This window comes from Lampropedia aestuarii, from assembly GCF_004803635.1.
In the GTDB taxonomy this organism is placed as follows: Bacteria; Pseudomonadota; Gammaproteobacteria; order Burkholderiales; family Burkholderiaceae_C; genus Lampropedia; species Lampropedia aestuarii.
In genome coordinates this window covers 35,611-50,942 of record NZ_SSWX01000009.1, presented here as the reverse complement: position 1 = coordinate 50,942, position 15,332 = coordinate 35,611, and the positions used below count along the sequence as shown (strand labels likewise).

At 58.8% G+C, this 15,332-nt stretch carries 13 protein-coding genes; 9 read left to right on the top strand and 4 right to left on the bottom strand.

Annotated features, from left to right (window positions below; translation table 11 throughout):
* Nucleotides 1–30: 30 nt before the first annotated feature.
* Nucleotides 31–612 carry a DJ-1/PfpI family protein gene (locus E8K88_RS08380; protein ID WP_136406211.1) on the bottom strand — a complete coding sequence of 194 codons (582 nt, stop codon included), beginning with the start codon at nt 610–612 and terminating at the stop codon, nt 31–33.
* 366 nt (nt 613–978) lie between these two features.
* On the opposite strand from E8K88_RS08380, the gene E8K88_RS08375 reads away from it, so the two are divergent.
* The gene (locus E8K88_RS08375) at nt 979–1,959 is read left to right on the top strand and encodes a tripartite tricarboxylate transporter substrate-binding protein (protein WP_136406210.1); all 981 of its coding nucleotides are present in this window, start codon (nt 979–981) and stop codon (nt 1,957–1,959) included.
* Between the two features lie 236 nt (nt 1,960–2,195).
* The gene (locus tag E8K88_RS08370) at nt 2,196–3,527 is read left to right on the top strand and encodes a sulfatase family protein (RefSeq protein ID WP_136406209.1); all 1,332 of its coding nucleotides are present in this window, start codon (nt 2,196–2,198) and stop codon (nt 3,525–3,527) included.
* Between the two features lie 131 nt (nt 3,528–3,658).
* Here the strand turns inward: E8K88_RS08370 and E8K88_RS08365 are convergent, their stop codons facing one another.
* Both E8K88_RS08365 and E8K88_RS08360 read right to left on the bottom strand, forming a co-directional pair.
* Nucleotides 3,659–4,843, bottom strand: coding sequence for a glycosyltransferase family protein (locus E8K88_RS08365; protein WP_240754413.1), 1,185 nt, complete (start codon nt 4,841–4,843; stop codon nt 3,659–3,661).
* A gap of 202 nt (nt 4,844–5,045) precedes the next feature.
* Nucleotides 5,046–5,279: a hypothetical protein gene (locus tag E8K88_RS08360; RefSeq protein ID WP_136406208.1), complete on the bottom strand. Its 234-nt coding sequence runs from the start codon at nt 5,277–5,279 to the stop codon at nt 5,046–5,048.
* Nucleotides 5,280–5,545: 266 nt separating this feature from the next.
* Between E8K88_RS08360 and E8K88_RS08355 the strand changes: the two genes are divergently transcribed.
* The 7 genes from E8K88_RS08355 to rsfS all read left to right on the top strand — a co-directional run bounded on the left by E8K88_RS08355 (nt 5,546) and on the right by rsfS (nt 14,223).
* On the top strand, nt 5,546–6,541 hold the full coding sequence (locus tag E8K88_RS08355) for an ABC transporter substrate-binding protein (RefSeq protein WP_136406207.1): 996 nt from the start codon (nt 5,546–5,548) through the stop codon (nt 6,539–6,541).
* Nucleotides 6,542–6,567: 26 nt separating this feature from the next.
* Nucleotides 6,568–8,358, top strand: coding sequence for an ABC transporter permease (locus tag E8K88_RS08350; protein ID WP_240754412.1), 1,791 nt, complete (start codon nt 6,568–6,570; stop codon nt 8,356–8,358).
* Nucleotides 8,346–9,491 carry an ABC transporter ATP-binding protein gene (locus tag E8K88_RS08345; RefSeq protein ID WP_136406206.1) on the top strand — a complete coding sequence of 382 codons (1,146 nt, stop codon included), beginning with the start codon at nt 8,346–8,348 and terminating at the stop codon, nt 9,489–9,491. Before E8K88_RS08350 ends, E8K88_RS08345 begins: the two co-directional genes overlap by 13 nt.
* A 240-nt stretch (nt 9,492–9,731) precedes the next feature.
* Nucleotides 9,732–10,451 carry a YebC/PmpR family DNA-binding transcriptional regulator gene (locus E8K88_RS08340; protein ID WP_136406205.1) on the top strand — a complete coding sequence of 240 codons (720 nt, stop codon included), beginning with the start codon at nt 9,732–9,734 and terminating at the stop codon, nt 10,449–10,451.
* A gap of 220 nt (nt 10,452–10,671) precedes the next feature.
* A complete protein-coding gene (purD, locus tag E8K88_RS08335; RefSeq protein ID WP_136406204.1) occupies nt 10,672–11,955 on the top strand; it encodes a phosphoribosylamine--glycine ligase in 1,284 nt (427 codons plus the stop codon).
* A 354-nt stretch (nt 11,956–12,309) separates the two neighbouring features.
* Nucleotides 12,310–13,254 carry an oxygen-dependent coproporphyrinogen oxidase gene (gene hemF / locus E8K88_RS08330; protein WP_136406203.1) on the top strand — a complete coding sequence of 315 codons (945 nt, stop codon included), beginning with the start codon at nt 12,310–12,312 and terminating at the stop codon, nt 13,252–13,254.
* A gap of 195 nt (nt 13,255–13,449) precedes the next feature.
* Complete coding sequence (gene rsfS, locus E8K88_RS08325; RefSeq protein ID WP_136406202.1) at nt 13,450–14,223, top strand: ribosome silencing factor; 774 nt, start codon at nt 13,450–13,452, stop codon at nt 14,221–14,223.
* Nucleotides 14,224–14,368: 145 nt separating this feature from the next.
* On the opposite strand, the gene E8K88_RS08320 is transcribed toward rsfS, so the two are convergent.
* Complete coding sequence (locus E8K88_RS08320) at nt 14,369–15,181, bottom strand: IclR family transcriptional regulator (RefSeq protein WP_136406201.1); 813 nt, start codon at nt 15,179–15,181, stop codon at nt 14,369–14,371.
* Between the last annotated feature and the right edge of the window lie 151 nt (nt 15,182–15,332).

Sequence of the window (15,332 nt, the reverse complement as noted above, 5' to 3'; positions counted from 1 at the left end):
TGCCGCACCACGGCCAGCTTCAGCGCGTCTTTAATGGGTGATGCGTGTGCCCAGCAAGGCTAAGAACTGCGCCAACCACGCTGGGTGGGCAGGCCAGGCAGGGGCGCTGACCAGATTGCCATCGGTGTGGGCCTGGTCAACGGCAATATCGGCATAGGTGCCGCCAGCCAACTCCACTTCGACCTTGCAAGCCGGGTAGGCCGAGCAGGTGCGGCCCTTGAGCACGCCTGCGCCAGCGAGCAATTGCGCACCGTGGCATACCGCTGCGACTGGTTTATTGGCATCAAAGAAGTGGCGCACGGCAGCAATCACGGCGGGCTCGTTGCGCAAATACTCGGGGCCGCGGCCACCGGGAATCACCAGTGCGTCGTATTGCTCGGCCTTGACATCGGCAAAGCTGGCGTTGAGTGTGAAATTGTGGCCCGGCTTTTCGCTGTAAGTTTGCGCACCTTCGAAATCATGGATCGCGGTTTTGATGTGGTCGCCGGCTTTTTTGTTGGGACATACCGCATGCACGGTGTGGCCAACGGCCAGCAGCGCTTGAAACGGCACCATGGTTTCGTAGTCTTCACAGTAGTCGCCGCAGATCATCAGAATTTTTTTGCCTGTCATGGTCTCTCTCCTATGGTTGAAAACAAGGCCGCTTGCCTATGAACGAGAACGCAATAGGTACAGCATGGCTGTAGTGTGCGTCACCTGTGTGACGCAGTCTCGCAGACTAACCCGCTGCACACCGCTGCGCATCCCTGCTATAAGATCGTAAACACGTTCTAAGGATATAAATAAAAGTGCAAAGCGTGCTTGGATAATGGCCCGCATTGCGGCCGGGCCGTTGCGCGGTGCGCCAGGAGGGGCCGCAAACGGTGTCTGCTGGGCTTTTTGGGGAGCTGGTTGCGCATGTTGCGCGCTGGTAGATTGCATTCGCATCGGAGAAGACAGTTGATGTTCACATTGGGTAATACAAGATTTGGTGCAGCCATGCGTTGCCGCAGCCTCACTTGGAGTTTGACGGCGGCAGTGGCGTTGCTTGCAGCGCCCCTGTTGCAGGCGGCCGAGAGTGGCAAGGCCGGTATTGATTCGCCTGTCAGCATCATCGTGGGCTATCCGGCTGGCGGCGCGTCTGACCGGGCTGCGCGTTTGCTGGCCGATGCACTGAACGCCAAACTGGGCGTGCCGGTGATTGTGGAGAACAAGCCTGGTGCCGGCGGTCGCGTGGCGGCGCAGCAGTTCAAGTCCACGCCGGTAGATAAAAATGCCTTGATCCTGGCCAACCCGGCGGTGATGGTGGTGGCGCCGCTGGTGTTCAAGGACGTGGGCTACGACGTCGACAAGGATTTCATTCCGGTCTCCCATTTGACCAATTACGATTTTGCCGTGGCGGTCGCCCCGACACTGCCTGTGACCGACCTCCAAGGTTTGATGACTTGGCTCAAAGACAATCCTCAGCAAGCCAATGTCGGCGTACCAGCTACTGGCAGCCTGCCGCACTTTTTTGCACTGATGTTGGGCGACAAGGCCGGTGTGCAGTCCGAGGTGATTGGCTACAACGGCTCTGCGCCGTTGACCAGCGATTTGCTGGGCGGACAGATTCCGGTTGCTGTTGATACCGAAGATGCTTTATTGCCGCAATTTCTGGGCGGCAAACTGCGCATTCTGGCGACCTCCGGCAATGCACGCTCGGTCTGGGCCGAGCAGGTGCCGAGTTTCAAAGAGGCGGGGCTGGAGCTTGAAGCCTCAGGCTGGAACACCTTATACGCTCCGGCCAGCACGCCTACTGCGCGCATTGAGGCCTTGGCGCAAGCCGTCCACGAGGTGATGCAAGAGCCAGCATTGCGCCAGCGTTTTATCGATTCCAAAATCACGCCAGTGGGCAGCACGCAAGCCCAAACCCGCGAAACCTTGGCGGCGTTTGAGCAGCAGTGGGCGCCGGTAGTGAAAAACTCGGGCTACCAACCTTAGAGCCTGTTTACAAAAAAGCGCATTGTGGCGTTGCCCGTTTTGCTCATACGGGCGTATGCGCAAAACGAGCGCCTTGCACTGCCTCTTTTTTGTGCCTTGCGCGGCTGCGAAAAAATCGTAAACAGGTTCTTAAAAGCAGCCCATCTACCCAATTGCGGCCGGTATGCGCCAGCTTGCAGAAGTGGTTGGATTTGTTTGTACACTCGCGTTTTTAGTTGGAAGTGTGTCTCCTCAGTATGCAACAACCCAATATTATTTTTATCGTAGCTGACGACTTGGGCTTCGCAGATTTGGGCTGCTATGGCGGTCGCGAAGCCAGTTTTGGGGCTGTTTCACCGGTGCTTGATGGTTTGGCGAGCAATGGCCTGTTGTTCACGCAGGGCTACTCCAACTCCCCCGTGTGCTCACCCACGCGCTTTGCGCTGATGACCGGGCGCTACCAATACCGTTTGCGCGGTGCTGCTGAAGAGCCGATTCGCAGCGATGCGCGCGGCAGCGACAAGCTGGGCTTGCCGCCCAGCATCCCAACGCTGCCATCGCTGCTGCGCGGTGCTGGCTACCGTACGGCCCTGGTGGGCAAATGGCACTTGGGTTATCCACCACACTTCGGTCCCTTGCAGTCGGGCTATGACGAGTTTTATGGCGCGCTCTCGGGTGGTCTGGATTATTTCACGCATGCGGACTCACGCGGCAATCATGACTGGTGGGAGGGCGAGGAGGCCAAGCACGAGGACGGTTATTTGACCGATTTGCTATCGCGCCGCGCGGTGGACTACGTGCACCGCCAGGCACAGGCCAATGCGGCAGAAGGCCACAAGCCGTTTTTCCTCAGTTTGCACTACACCGCGCCGCACTGGCCTTGGGAGACACGTGACGATGCCAATCGCGCGCCGACCTTGAAGAACGATTTGTACGACCTATCGGGCGGTAGCGTGGATATTTACCGCAAGATGATCCACCACATGGACGAGGGCATTGGCCAATTGATGCAAGCCTTGGCTGAGCACGGTATGGTTGACAACACCTTGGTCGTGTTCACCAGTGACAACGGCGGCGAGCGCTATTCTGACAACTGGCCGCTGGTGGGCGGCAAGATGGATCTGACAGAGGGCGGCATCCGTGTGCCATGGATTGTGCATTGGCCTGCCATCGTGCCTGCTGGTGGCGTCAGCCGCCAGTTGTGCATGACGATGGACTGGTCGGCGACGATGCTCGATGTTGCCGGTGCAGTGCCTGCGGCGGACTTCCCGCTGGATGGTGCATCGATGGCGGCGGTGCTGCGCGATGCCGCGGTGGAGTTTGAGCGGCCCTTGTTTTGGCGCATGAACCACCGCGACCAACGTGCGTATCGCGTGGGCGAGTGGAAGTACCTCAAGGTCGACCAGCACGAGTACTTGTTCAACGTCGCGGTCGATGCGCGTGAGCGCGCCAACCATGCGCGCCATGAGCCCGAGCGTTTGGCGGCGATGCGCAGCAGCTGGGAGGCGTGGAATGCCAGCATGCCGGCGATTCCCGCCGATGCGACGGTTTCGCCCGTTTATTCGACCAAGGACATGCCGCAGCGTTAAATGCTGGGGCATTGGGAGCCTGCACACCCTCTTCAAGCTGAAGGGGAGGGGACATTAAAGCGCATTGCGGTACCGTCTTTTTTTGTCCCTGGCGCGACTGCGAAAGGATCGCCAACAGGCTCTGCGATCGTTCAGACGGCAGGGCTGGAGAGGAACTGGTCCCAGTCCATACCAAAGGCTTGTGTGGCCGTGTCTTGCTGCAGGACGCGAGCCAAAATCTCAGGCACTTCAAACAGGGCCTGGTTGTTGATCGCACGGGCTCGCGCTTGAAAGTGCGTGAGTTGCTGCTGCATGCTTGCGACTGCCTGGTGCAAGCCTTTGAAGGTCGTGCAGGTCAGGCCAACGCCTTGCTCTTGCACCCAGTGCACGTTGTAGCGCTCTTGCGGCATGGTGGCGCCGCTGTGCAGCAGGATCACCGGCAGGCCGCAGCACAGGGCTTCGCTGATGCTGCCTGGGCCGGGCTTGCCAATCATGAAGTCGCCCATGCGCATGAAGTGGGCGATATCGGCAGTAAAGCCTTGCACCCAACGCGGCGCTTGCAGCGGCAATGCATTCAGTTGTTCGGCCAATTGGGTGTTGTGGCCGCACAGAAAAATGGTTTGCAAATCGGGCATGCGCCTGGCAATTTTCAGCATCGTGCGGCCGCCATGGCCACCAAACAAAACCACGGCAGTGGGTCGCGTGGTGTCCAGACCCAGGCGCTGCATGGCTTGGGCGCGCGGTTCTTTGGGGGCTTCATAAAACTCCGGGCGAATCAGCATGCCCGAGGTCGGGTGCAAATGCTCGGCATCAATGCCTAGGCGTTGTGCTTGCTGCACCGCATGGGCCGTGCCGCAGACGGTGTGGATGCCCAGGCCTGGTTCAATCCAAAAACGGCCGTGGTCTAAGTCGGCCAAATCGGTTAACACCGTCACATAAGGGGCATGGCTGGCGCTGGCTCGCAAACCGTTGACCATGACGCGGTTGAAGTTGGGCACCAGTGAAACCACCATGTCGGGCGGATTGCCGCGCCAATGCGTGGTCAAACGCTGTGTCAGCCGGGTTTGACTCAGGCGAATGACTTGCTGCAGCAGCCGCAATTCGTGCGCCATGCCGCGTGTCCAGCCGCGCTCCAGGCGCTTGTTATAGAGGTCCTCGGGGTTCAGGCCGGTCAAGGCATGAAAACGCCCTTCAGGATCAAGCACCTCAAACAGGTTCATCAGGCGGATGGTCCAATTGCGCCGCTGCGCCAGCGCAATGGCTTCGAGTGCGAGTGCGCTGGCGCGGTGTCCGCCGCCTGCATTGCAGTAAACAAGATCAATGATGGGACTGACCACGGTGACTCCCCCAATTGGGCCGGTGAGCGGCCTTGATCGCGCAGACACAGAAACCTGTGCACAGGCAGTGCATGCTGTGTATCGGGCTGGTGAGCTGGCAAAGGCAGCGCAGCGCTGTGTTCAGCGCTGCGCAGAGATGATGTAGCAGGCTCTTAGATCGTGAATACGTTCTTAAAGCGTAAACACGTTCTAAGGGCGAGGGTCAGGCTTCGTCGCAGTCGTCGTCCTCATCCTCATCCTGTGCATGCGGCTGTGCGGCCAGCTCCTCGATCAACGCCAAACGGAAGATCGCCAGTCGTTTGGCAACGTCGCGTACTTCCTCTTCATCGAGCTCATCCAGATTGCTGACCAGCAGCTCTGGGTCGCCCTCCAAAATAACGGAAACAAAATGGTCTGCCAACGCCGCAGCGTGCTGTGTCGCGTGTGGGTGAGTCATACAAGTGTCCTCGTGGTAGATGGAACTCCATGCTAGGGTTTGAATATGACAGCACTGTGATGCACTCCGCCCGTGCCGGGCACGGAGATTCTGCAGAGCACCCCTATACCCAAAATGGCAATGTCATGAAAGTGTCACCGCTGCGTCTTAGGCTACGCGGCGCGCGGCCAGCCAGCTTGCCTGTCAGCGAATGCGACGGTCACAAGCGGTCGGCCTGCGTGGCCCGGATTCACGGTTTCTCAGCCTTTTTGTGTCCATTTTCCATCATGAAATTGCCCCCATTTTTGCGTGTGCCTGTGGCGCTGTGCGTCAGCACGCTGGTTTTTGGTGCTGGTGTTGCGAGCGCCCAGACGATCACCTTGTACACCAGCCAACCCAATAGCGATGCCCAGGCCACGGTCGATGCCTTCATGGCGCAAAACCCAGGCATCAAGGTCGAGTGGGTGCGCGATGGCACGACGCAATTGATGACTCGCCTGGAGGCTGAGCTGGCTGCCAAAGCCGTCAAGGCCGATGTGCTGCTGATTGCAGACACGGTGACTTTGGAGTCACTCAAACAGCGCGATTTGCTCCAGCCCCATTTGAGTGCTGAGCGACAGCACTACAGCGCCGATTTGTACGATCCAGCCGGTTACTACTACAGCACCAAACTGATCACCACCGGCATTGCCCACCACAGCGCCGCGCCCAGCAAGCCGCAAAGCTGGCAGGACCTCGTCACGCCTGCCTATAAAAATCTGGTTGCCGCACCCAGTCCTTTGTATTCCGGTGCGGCCATGTTGCACATGCAAACCTTGGTGAATATGCCAGAGTTTGGCTGGGGCTATTACGAGGCACTCAAAGCCAACCAGGCCCAGGTCCAGGGTGGCAATGGCGGCGTGCTCAAAGCCGTGGCCACGGGCACCAAGCCTTATGGCGTATTGGCCGACTACCTGGCGATTCGTGAGAAGGCCAAAGGCGCACCCGTGGAATTTGTTTTTCCGCAAGAAGGTGTGACCGTAGTGACCGAGCCGGTGGCGATTCTCAAAAGCAGCCAGCAGCCTGCCGCAGCGGCACGACTGGTCGATTTTCTGCTGTCTGAAGCGGGCCAACAATTGGTGTTGCAGCAAGGCTATATCCCGGCGCGCAATGGCAGTGCGATGCCCGAAGGCTTTCCTGCGCGTGACAGCATCAACATCTTGCCACTCAATGCCGCCCATGCATTGGCGCAGACCGAGGCCGACAAAGCCCGTTTCAGTCAAATTTTTGATGCCGCGCAATAAGCCATGGCGGTGTGAGGTAGCGCTCTTTGCCTGAACGTTTTTCTGCTGCGGCGAGCACCGGCGTACAGGCCGGTGCCGCCGCTTCTGCGCTTGCCGGCAAGCGCCGCCTGCCTGCCAGCCATGCCAAAGCTCTGCGCGCCGATCGCTCTGGCTGGCTCAGTGCTGCCTTGTTGGCATTGGCTGCGGTCGTCTGTTTGTGGCCCATGCTGCAACTGCTGTGGCTGGTGGTCACTGACGGCCTCAGTGCCCAGCCTTCAGCGATGGCGCAGGTCTTGACACAACGCGCCACCTGGTTGGCGGTTTGGCACAGCCTGGTCACCAGCGGCGGCGGCATGCTGATTTCGGTGCTGCTGGGCGGTGGCTTTGCGCTGGCCGTGACACTGACCAATGTGCGCGCCAAAGCCCTGTGGGTATTTGGTTTGATGCTGCCGATGATGATCCCTCCGCAGGTCACCGCCCTGGCCTGGTTGCAAATGACCGGACCATCGAGTGCTTTGTTGAACGCGCTGGGCCTCGCTCCACCACTGGGTAGCCCGCAGCCTTTGTACTCGGGCGCAGGCATTGCTTTGCTACTGGGGGTGCAGCATGCGGCACTGGTTTATTTGGCCGTGCGCAGCAGCTTGCTGGCGATTCCGTCGGACTTGGTCGAAGCCGCGCAGCAGGCAGGTGCTGGGCGCTGGCGCATGCTGTCTGATGTCGTCTGGCCCTTGGCCAAGCGAGGCCTGGCCGCAGGCGCGATGCTCGCATTTGTCTCTGGGCTTGGCAATTTCGGCATTCCGGCCTTGCTGGGCATCCCGGCCAGCTACTATGTGCTGCCGACCTTGATCTACCAAAAAATGGCCAGCCTTGGCGCCAGCATGCTGCCGCAAGTGGCCAGCCTGTCGGTGCTGACCGCGATGCTGGCCTTGTTGGGCGTGGGATTGCAGCGCGTGCTGCAGCAGCCCAATGGCTACCGCTTATTAGGCCATGCAGGCAAACCCCTGCAGTGGCGCCTGGGGGCATGGCGGCCGTGGTGTGAAGCCTTGCTGTTGGCCGTCTTGTTAGTGGTCCTGGTCGCACCACTGCTGGCTTTGCTGGCCGCGTCTTTGGTGCCTGCATTGGGCGTGCCACTGAGCTGGCACACGATGGGCTTGCAGGCCTATGCGCACATGCTGTTTGAGCAGCGCGTGACCTGGCGCGCTGGCGGCAATAGCCTGCTGTTGTCGAGCTTGGCGGCGCTGGTCTTGGTGGCCGTGTGTCTGCCATTGGCCTGGTTGATGGCGCGTCGCTCTTCGCGCGCCTTGCGCTGGCTGGAAAACCTGTTGGAGCTGCCCTATGCCGTGCCCGGCGTCGTGCTGGCAGTCGCCTGTATTTTGGCGTTTGCCCGGCCCTTTCCTTGGTGGGACTGGGGCTTGTATGGCAGTTTGTGGCTGATTTTTGTGGCGTATCTGGCGCGCTTTTGGATTGTCGCCTTGCGGCCCTTGCTCAGTGCGATGCAGGAGACAGATCCTGCGCTGGAAGAGGCCGCGCAACTGGCAGGCGCCAACCAGCGCCAGCGTTTGCTGCATGTTCTGGCGCCTTTGCTGGCACCGGCCTGTTGGGCTGCGGGCTTGCTGGTCTTTTTAACCGCGCTCAATGAGCTGACGGTGTCTGCCTTGCTGTGGAGTGCGGGTCATGAAACTTTGGGTGTGTTGATTTTTAACTTCAATGAAAGTGGCGAAACCGTGCTGGCTTCGGCCGTGTCTGTGTTGATTGTGGTGTTTGTGGTTGCGGCGATGCTGGCTTTGGCATGGCTGGGGCGCAAGCTGCCACGTGGAGCGATTCCATGGCGCAACTAAACCCCTATAAACCGCCAGTGCTTGGCGACAAGCCGCTGCTGCAACTCAAACAGCTGCGTCGCAGCTATGGCCACCAGGCGGTTGTCAAAGACCTGGATTTACAGGTCAGTCAGGGCCAATTTCTCGCTTTGCTCGGGCCTAGCGGCTGTGGCAAAACCACGACGCTGAGGATGGTTGCTGGCTTTGAGCAGCCCGATGCTGGCAGCATCCACCTCGACGGTGTTGTGCTGGCCAACGCCACGCACAGCGTGCCCGCGGAGCAGCGTGGCATGGGCATGGTGTTTCAGTCCTATGCGCTGTGGCCGCATATGACGGTAGGTGACAACGTGGGCTATGCGCTGAAATTGCGCGGAGTGAAGGGCCAGGATTATGGGCGTGCGATTGAGCAGGCGTTGGCGCAGGTGGAGCTGGCTGAAAAGCGCGACGCGATGCCGCACGAGTTGTCGGGCGGGCAAAAACAGCGTGTGGCCTTGGCGCGCTGTATTGCCGCCGAGCCGCGCGTGATCTTGCTTGATGAGCCGCTGGCCAATCTGGACCGCCATTTGCGCCACACGATGGAGGACGCGTTTCGCCGGTTGCACCGCCAAAGTGGCGCGACCTTGATTTATGTCACCCACGACCAGGCCGAGGCGATGGCGCTGGCCGACGAAGTCGCCGTGATGCACCAAGGACAGCTGGTGCAGCGCGGCACGCCGCAGCAGATCTACCGCCAGCCACGCACGCCTTGGCTGGCGCGTTTTATTGGCCAGGGCAGTGTGCTGAAGGCGGAGGCCTGTGGCGCACTGGCCAATATGGCGCGCACGGAAGGCCAGTGCATTGCCGATAGTGCCTTGTTGCACCAGGCGATTCGCTGGGCTTTGCCGGATTCGCGCAAAGCCCAGCGCCAGATCTTGGTGCGCCCCGAACATGTGCGCGTGCTGGAGCCGTCGCCGCACGCAGATGGACCAGCGCCCGATAGCCTGGCAGCATGCGTGGTCGATTGTGTCTTCAAGGGTGAGCGCTACCAGTTGATGCTCAGGTTGGCGCATGCGGCTGAGCCGCATTTGATGGTTTTTAGCCACAAACCGCATGCCATTGGTGCCCTTGTTGGGGTAGTGATTGAGCAGGCATGGACTTTGGTGTCTGGCGCATAATGCAGGCACTGAGAGAGTGGCGCTGCACTTGGCTTGGCGCAGTGAAAATGGCCCCAGCGGCCATGCCAGTTCAGGTGCTAACGCATAGTGCTGGTGAAAAGTAAACGAAAACAAATACTGAGACAAGCCTGAGTGGCAAGCCCTCGCACAGAGTTTGACCAAGTAAAATGTCAACTTTTGGGTTGTCATTGATGGGTGGGCTGGCGTTCGCTTTGGCCCGATCTGACAGAGAGGCATGGCATGGCAGGGCATAGCAAGTGGGCAAACATCCAGCACCGCAAAGGGCGCCAGGATGAGAAACGTGGACGCATCTGGACACGCTTGATTCGCGAAATCATCGTTGCTGCGCGTGCCGGAGGGGCTGATGCAAGTGCCAATCCACGTTTGCGTTTGGCCATTGACAAGGCCAAGGCGGCCAATATGCCGGCCGATAACATCAAGCGCAATATCGACAAAGCTACTGGCAACCTCGAAGGGGTGCAGTACGAAGAGATCCGCTACGAGGGCTATGGCATTGGTGGCGCTGCCATCATCGTCGACACCATGACCGACAACAACAAGCGCACGGTGGCGGAAGTGCGCCATGCGTTTAACAAGTACGGCGGTAATATGGGCACGGAAGGCTCCGTAGCGTTCCAGTTTCAGCGTGTGGGCCAATTCTTTTTTGCACCAGGCACTGATGAAGACCGAATAATGGAGGTCGCGCTCGAAGCCGGTGCCAACGACGTGGTGACCGACGAGGAAGGTGCGATTGAGGTCTTGTGTGACCCTGCTGATTTTGAAGCCGTCAAGCTGGCGCTGGAGGCCGCAGGTTTCAGCTCTGAGATGGCCGAGGTCACCATGCGTGCCGATGTCAGCATTGCTCTGGAGGGAGAGGATGCCGAGCGCATGCAAAAACTCTTGGACGCGCTCGAAGACCTGGATGATACGCAAGATATTTTTCATAACGCCCAACTTTAAGAACCTGTTTATGAACCTTTAGCAGACCGCGTTGGAAGTCCCAAGGCCAGACCATAAGGCGCATGACTGCGCCGCCTGTTGCCGCGCATACCCGCGTATGAGCGACAACAGACGCCTTGCACTGCCCTTTGATGCCTTGCGCAACTGCTAAAAGCCAGTCAACGGGTTCTAGCCAGATCCGACAACCAAACGCGCGTGAGCGCTCAATTGAATCCTACGTATGAGAGTCCTTGTGATTGGTGGCGGCGGCCGAGAACACGCACTGGCTTGGAAATTGGCCCAATCGCCGCGCGTGACAGAGTTGTTTGTTGCGCCCGGCAATGGTGGCACGGCCTTGAACCCCAAGTTCAAAAACGTCAACATCAGCGATGTGGTGGCATTGCGCGAGTGGGCGCAGCAAGAAAAAATCACCTTGACAGTAGTGGGTCCAGAAGCGCCTTTGGCCGCAGGTGTGGTCGATGAGTTCCGTGCCCATGGTTTGAAGATTTTTGGCCCAACGCAAAAAGCCGCGCAATTGGAGAGCTCCAAAGCCTTCTCTAAAAACTTCATGAAGCGCCACGGCATTCCGACTGCGGCCTTTGACACCTTCACCGACGTGGCTGCGGCCAAAGCGTACATCGACCAATTGGGCGCGCCGATTGTGGTGAAGGCTGATGGTCTGGCGGCTGGTAAAGGCGTGGTCGTGGCTGAAACCGTCGAGCAAGCGTACGAAGCGGTCGAAGACATGTTGCTGGACAACCGCTATGGCGCAGTCCATAACGCAGGCGAAGCGCGGGTTGTGATTGAAGAGTTCTTGGTTGGCGAAGAGGCCAGCTTCATTGTCATGTCGGATGGCAAAAATGTCGTTGCCATGGCCACCAGCCAGGACCACAAACGCTTGCGCGATGGCGATCAAGGCCCGAACACTGGCGGCATGGGCGCGTATTCGCCAGCGCCGGTGGTCACCGCCGATGTGCATGCACGGGCGATGCGCGAAATCATCTTGCCCACGGTGCGTGGCATGGAGCGCGATGGCATTTTGTTTACTGGTTTTTTGTATGCGGGCTTGATGATCGACGAGAACGGCCAGCCTAAAACGCTGGAATTCAATTGCCGCATGGGCGATCCTGAAACCCAGCCGATCATGATGCGCCTCAAAAGCGATTTGTACGAAGTGTTTGTCGCTGCCGTGGATGGCAAGCTCGACAAAGTCGAGCTTGAGTGGGACAGACGCGTCGCACTGGGCGTGGTGATGGCCGCTGGCGGCTACCCAGAAGCACCGCGCAAAGGCGATGCCATTCAAGGTCTGCCAGAGACCGAGCTGGACGACGCCATGGTATTCCATGCTGGCACCGTGCTGGAAGATGGCGTGGTCAAAACCAGCGGTGGTCGCGTGCTGTGCGTCACGGCGCTTGGCGACAACGTCAAGCAAGCCCAGCAGCGCGCGTACGAGGTGGCCAGCTGGATTCATTTCGAGGGCGAGCAATACCGCAAAGACATTGGCTACCGCGCCATTAAGAACTGAGTGCCAGGGTGCGGCAGCAGCGGGCGTTAACACCCGCTAAGCCAAGCACCAATGGACTGGTCAACCGCCGTGGTGTTCTTTGCGCCACGGCGGTTTTTTCTGGCTCTTGGAGCCTGTTCATCATCTCGACGCAGCCGCGTTGAAGCCCCAAAAAGTGCATTGTGGCGTTGCCCGTTTTGCGCATACAGAGGAATGAGCTGCAACAGGCGCCTTGCACAGCCTCTTTGTTGTGCCTTGCGCGACGGCGCGCTGAATGTTGAACAGGCTCTCAGTCTCTGTGCGCATATGCCCTTGATAGGCATGGCGTGTTTACAATCATCCCCATGTCCGACACCGTCTAACTGGCCACACTGCATGACAAAGACCCCCGCTACCCAAGCCGTCAGAGATTATTTACTGGGCCTGCAACAAACCATCATCCAAGCCCTGGATACCTGCGAGCAAGCGGCCGGTGGCACGCAGACCTGCCTGCAAGAGCCGTGGCACAAAGCCGCGCATGAGCCCCTGCAAGGCAATGGCATCACCTGCATTTTGGAAGGCGGTCAAGTGTTTGAGCGTGCCGGTTGCGGCTTCTCCCATGTACAAGGCGTGGCCTTGCCGCCATCGGCGACGCAAAAGCGCCCCGAGCTGGCGGGCGCTGCATTTGAGGCGCAGGGCGTTTCCCTGGTGTTCCACCCCCGCAACCCCTATGTGCCCACGGTGCATATGAATGTGCGCATGATCACCGCATTTCCTGTCAAAGGCCCGGCTGTCAGCTGGTTTGGCGGCGGTATGGATTTGACGCCCTACTACGGCTTTGAAGAAGATGCTGTGCATTTTCACCGTGTCTGCAGAGCCAGCGTGCAGCCGTTTGGCCCAGAGCGCTATGCGCGCTACAAGCAATGGTGCGACGAGTACTTCTTTTTAAAGCACCGCAATGAGCAGCGCGGTGTAGGTGGTATTTTCTACGACGATGTCTCGGAGCTGGGCTTTGACGGTGGTTTTGCGATGATGCAATCGGTGGGCTCGCATTTCCTAGAGGCTTACTTGCCGATTGTCGAGCGCCGCAAAGACATGCCCTACGGTCAGGCGCAGCGCGACTTTCAAAGTTACCGCCGCGGGCGCTATGTGGAGTTCAATCTGGTGTTTGACCGCGGCACGCATTTTGGCCTGCAGTCGGGCGGGCGCACCGAGTCGATCTTGTTGTCGATGCCGCCTCAAGCCAACTGGGCCTACCAAAAAACCTTTGCCCCAGGCACGCCAGAGGCCGCGTTGACCGAACAGTTTTTGATTCGCCGCGATTGGCTCGCTGCCCTGTAATGTGGTGGCCGGAGTGCATGTAGAAAAGGCGTGTCGCTAGACAGCATGGATAGGCTGATGCACACTTACGGTACACTGCGCGCATAAAGATGGGCTTCTGGCCTTGCTGCCAATGAGCGTGCTTGTTGGCCCGATTGCCCAACGCGAGGTGAGCCCGTCTGCTTTTAGCACCACTTTGCATTTATACAGCACCGCATGAAAACCATTAGCGAGTCCGGCGCCAAGCGCCAAGTCAGCACACTGCAAGCCGCCATTGTCGATGGCTTGGAGGACGTTAAAGGACAAAACATCCAGGTCTTTGACACGACCCATCTGTCTCCTTTGTTTGAGCGCGTGATCGTGGCTTCTGCCACTTCTTCGCGCCAAACCAAAGCGCTGGCAGCCAGCGTGCGCGACAAGGTCAGGGAAGCTGGTTTTGACAAACCGCGTACCGAAGGTGAAGAGAACGGTGAGTGGGTGGTGGTCGATTGCGGCGCCATCGTTGCGCACATCATGCAGCCGGCGATCCGTGAGTACTACCGCCTGGAAGAGATTTGGGGCGACAAGCCGGTCAAGGCGGCAATCAAAGCCGCCAAGATTCAGGCCGCCAAAGCCGCTAAAGCGGCCCAGGCTGAAGAGGGCGACACCCTGCCGCCAGCCAAGAAAACCGCAGCCAAAAAGACCACCGCTGCTGGCACAGCTGGCAAGCCTGTTGTGAAAAAAGCCGCAAGCAAGTCCGCTGCTGCTACAACGGCTGAGCCTAAAAAGCCTGCGGCCAAAAAAGTGGCCAGCAAAACGGCCGCTTCCAAAACCGCCGCCAGCGCAACTGCGGTGAAAAAATCTGCAGCCAAAACAGCGGCTAAAACCGCTGTGAAAAAAGTGACGGTCAATGCTGAGACGGTCAAAAAAGCCGCAGCCAAGAAGCCTGCTGCGACCAAAGCCGCGACCAAGTCCACTGCCCCTAAAGCGGCCGCGAAGAAAAAAGCCTAAAGGACTGCTTGCATGCTGCCTGAGCGCAGCGTGCATGAACAGGCGCTTAACCGCATGCCGCTCACTGAAATCCCAGTGAGCGGCATTTTTTTTACTGATGGCACCCATGGTGCGGCGAGGCAGTGCTGGGGCGCGATCGGGCGTATTAATTGTGCGGTCTGCGTGCGCTCTCTTTGCCAAACGATGCGGCATTGAGCTCATTGGTGAGCGTGGTGATTTGTTTACGCATCGCTTGGGCAATCTCTTCGCAGCGCGCCGGCTCAAGCCGGCTGGAGATGGCCGCGACGCTGATGGCCGCAACGGGGCAGTTCGCTGGAAAAGCCAGGCCGATAGCAGCCGCCCCTGGTGTAACCGCACTCTCTAGAAATGCATAGCCGCGCCGCTTGCTCTCGGCGACTGTTTGGCGCAGAAAATCGGGACTGAACGACGCGTATTTCTCGTAATGGTGGCTGTTGGCTTGAATCACTGCCTCGCATTCTGCTTCAGGCAAGGCGCAAAGAATGGCCAGCCCGCCAGCGCCTACGCCCAGCGGCCGTCTGATTCCCACATCCAAGGCCAAGGATTTAATCGGGTAGTCACCCAAGGCCCGGTTGGTGCAGACCGCTTCGAGGCCACTGCGCTCGCTTAAATACACCGTGTCTTGTGTGACGTCGGCCAGCTGGTGCAGCGCGCCATCGCACAGCTGGCTCAAGTGAAAGCGCGGCCTTGCGATCAGGCCCAGCTCGTGCAGCAAAGGCCCCAAATAATACTTTCGGGTGTGCGCATCGCGCGCCACCAGGCCCTCCAGCTCCAAGCGCTGCAGCATGCGAAAACAGGTCGATTGTGGCAGGCCGCTGATATCGGTCAACTCCTGTATACGCATGCCACTTCTGCCACGCGATGCCACGATGCGGAGCATCATCACGACCTTCTCAATGCTTTGAGTGCCCGTTCTTTTATTCTCATATTGTGGATTCATTATTTGGTCCAATCATTTTTGTTAAATGATGCCATAGTAAATCGTGTTCACATTGTGAATTAATTAAGGGATAACCAGCTGTTTGGTGGCGCGCATAGTCTTTAAATTTCTGTTGTCGACAATTTTGTATTCCCACATAGTGGATTATTGA

What these genes read in the sequence shown, in the direction of transcription:
- E8K88_RS08360 (WP_136406208.1), bottom strand. Translation starts at nt 5,279, where the DNA reads ATGACTCACCCACACGCGACACAGCACGCTGCGGCGTTGGCAGACCAT.
- rsfS (WP_136406202.1), top strand. Translation starts at nt 13,450, where the DNA reads ATGAAAACCATTAGCGAGTCCGGCGCCAAGCGCCAAGTCAGCACACTG.
- purD (WP_136406204.1), top strand. Translation starts at nt 10,672, where the DNA reads ATGAGAGTCCTTGTGATTGGTGGCGGCGGCCGAGAACACGCACTGGCT.
- E8K88_RS08375 (WP_136406210.1), top strand. Translation starts at nt 979, where the DNA reads ATGCGTTGCCGCAGCCTCACTTGGAGTTTGACGGCGGCAGTGGCGTTG.
- E8K88_RS08355 (WP_136406207.1), top strand. Translation starts at nt 5,546, where the DNA reads ATGAAATTGCCCCCATTTTTGCGTGTGCCTGTGGCGCTGTGCGTCAGC.
- E8K88_RS08345 (WP_136406206.1), top strand. Translation starts at nt 8,346, where the DNA reads ATGGCGCAACTAAACCCCTATAAACCGCCAGTGCTTGGCGACAAGCCG.
- E8K88_RS08320 (WP_136406201.1), bottom strand. Translation starts at nt 15,181, where the DNA reads ATGAATCCACAATATGAGAATAAAAGAACGGGCACTCAAAGCATTGAG.
- hemF (WP_136406203.1), top strand. Translation starts at nt 12,310, where the DNA reads ATGACAAAGACCCCCGCTACCCAAGCCGTCAGAGATTATTTACTGGGC.
- E8K88_RS08340 (WP_136406205.1), top strand. Translation starts at nt 9,732, where the DNA reads ATGGCAGGGCATAGCAAGTGGGCAAACATCCAGCACCGCAAAGGGCGC.
- E8K88_RS08370 (WP_136406209.1), top strand. Translation starts at nt 2,196, where the DNA reads ATGCAACAACCCAATATTATTTTTATCGTAGCTGACGACTTGGGCTTC.
- E8K88_RS08380 (WP_136406211.1), bottom strand. Translation starts at nt 612, where the DNA reads ATGACAGGCAAAAAAATTCTGATGATCTGCGGCGACTACTGTGAAGAC.